The sequence below is a fragment of the Microvirga brassicacearum genome (assembly GCF_008757455.1).
GTDB classification, from domain to species: Bacteria; Pseudomonadota; Alphaproteobacteria; order Rhizobiales; family Beijerinckiaceae; genus Microvirga; species Microvirga brassicacearum.
The window spans coordinates 15,090-16,813 of sequence record NZ_VCMV01000061.1; the positions used below are offsets into that span (position 1 = coordinate 15,090).

1 protein-coding gene is annotated in these 1,724 nt (G+C 57.0%); it reads left to right on the forward strand.

Going from position 1 to position 1,724, the window contains the following annotated elements; genetic code table 11:
• Positions 1-136 precede the first annotated feature (136 nt).
• The coding region (locus FEZ63_RS25985; RefSeq protein WP_150948552.1) for a M10 family metallopeptidase C-terminal domain-containing protein at positions 137-1,724 on the forward strand (1,588 nt) is incomplete at its 3' end.

Consider the following 1,724-nt stretch of genomic DNA (forward strand, 5'->3'; position numbering starts at 1 on the left):
CCGGCACCAAGGCCCAGGTGAAGATCGCCACCATCGCCAACAAGACCAAGCTCACCTACCAGGACTTCTTCGTCATCTGACCGCAAACACGGGCTCGGAGCCACAGCTTGCGAGCCTGATTTCGAGAGAGGATACTATGGCTACTATTCGTGAAAATGTCGCCGGCACCGGTTACGGTAATGTGTATGTCGACACGTTGATTCGGGGCGGCACTGCGTGGGATATGTCAACTGGTCCTATCAAGGTCTGGTTCGGCGACTGGAACCATGTGGTTGCCGCTGAGGGCGCTCACGGGCCTAGGGGCGACTACCTAGCGTTTGGGCATGACTGGGTAGAAAAGGAATATGAAGCATTCTCCTACGCGGCCAGCATTTATGAAAGTGTCTGCGGGGTAAAATTCGTTAACGCGAACAGCGTCCAAGACGCCGACATAGTTTGGTGGAAAGACGATGCCGGCTACGACGGCAAAGGATATCACGAAAGTCCTAGTGCGGGGCAGACTTGGGGCTTTTTCGATCCGTTCGAAACATCCTGGAGCTTTCGACTCTTCGGTGGCGATGGCCTGCACACGGTCTTGAAAACAATCGGTCAAGGCCTCGGATTGTCTAGCCCTTACAATGCGGGAGGAGAAGCTTTCCCAGGCGTCGACAGCCCTTCCTCACGTGGCACCCATGGTCTGAATCAAGGTGTTTGGACGGTCATGTCAGACAACCCCGGATGGGACGGGGTTTCCCGTAATATAGCTTACGGGGCACAGGGGGAATTGGGCGCCTTTGACATTGCGGCTCTGCAGGCTCTTTACGGAAAGAACATGTCGACCAATACCGGCGACGATGTCTATGAGCTGCCGACATTCAGCCAGGCTCTCGGAGTGGAAGGCTGGGCCTGCATCTGGGATGCGGGGGGTAACGACACGATCAGATCTGCCAATGTCCATACTTCGGTCACCATCGATCTTCGTGCGGCGACCCTCGTAACCGGAGATCCCAATGCTGGCGGCTTCCTGTCCAAGGAATCAGGGGTAGCCGGCGGGTTCACGATCGCAAATGGAGTGGTGATCGAGAACGCTGTCGGAGGCGCGTCGGGTGACACGATCTACGGCAACGACGCTGCGAATGTGCTGCAGGGAAGGGGCGGAAACGATACCATTTACGGCGGCGCAGGCGGTGACACCGCTGTGTTTAGCGGTAATCGGGGTGATTATACGATCACGACTGTTGGTGGAAAAACGGTCGTCACCGATAAGGTGGCAAATCGCGATGGAACGGATACACTCGACGGTATCAGCATCCTGAAATTCGCGGATTCGACGAGTTCCACCCCTCAAACCGAAAACAACGGGTCGCAGGTCAATGGGACCCCGGCTAACGACACCATCTATGGCGCTGCCGGCGCCGACAATCTCTTCGGCGAGGCCGGCAATGACCGGATTTATGGCGGCCTCGGCAACGACCGTCTGACCGGCGGGGCCGGCCGGGACGTGTTCGTGTTCAACACCAAGGCCAACAAGAGCAGCAACGTCGATAAGATCCTGGACTTCCGCTATCAGGACGACAGCATCTATCTCGACAACAAATACTTCACCAAGCTCGGCTCGGGCTCGCTGTCGAAGCCGAAGAAGTTCACCAAGGACATGTTCGTCGAGGGCAAGAAGGCCAAGAACGCCGAGGATCGGATCGTCTACGACAAGAAGAGCGGCGCGCTCTACTACGATGCCGACGGCA